The organism is Gardnerella coleohominis (assembly GCF_002896555.1).
GTDB lineage: Bacteria > Actinomycetota > Actinomycetes > Actinomycetales > Bifidobacteriaceae > Bifidobacterium > Bifidobacterium vaginale_F.
In genome coordinates, this window is the sequence record NZ_MNLH01000045.1 from 1 (window position 1) to 330 (window position 330).

Below are 330 nucleotides of genomic sequence, written 5' to 3' on the forward strand. Positions count from 1 at the left end.
TTATCAAACCAATCTAATGCTTCATGAACATATTCAACATACTCATTTTCTAAAGCATCATCTTGAGATGAAGAATTCTTCAATTTATCATTTCTATCAATTAAGAGTGAATTATTCCCAACATTTTCTGATTTAGTAAAATCAAAAGCATAAAACCAATACGCTTTACCAATCTCAAAAGAAAGCTTAGACCACAATTCACTTTGACTACGCAATCTAGAATCATATTTCGAAAGCAATTTATTAAATACGCGCCTTTCGCGAGAATCCCAACGAAAATCTCTACAGTGATATTTCAATAATTGCAATAAAGGTGTCATAGGCATAGAC

Annotated in this window: 1 pseudogene; it reads right to left on the bottom strand. The window is 31.2% G+C overall.

Annotated features, from left to right (window positions below):
- Positions 1-330 (bottom strand): annotated as a pseudogene (locus tag BFS05_RS06890) (hypothetical protein); the annotation flags it as partial.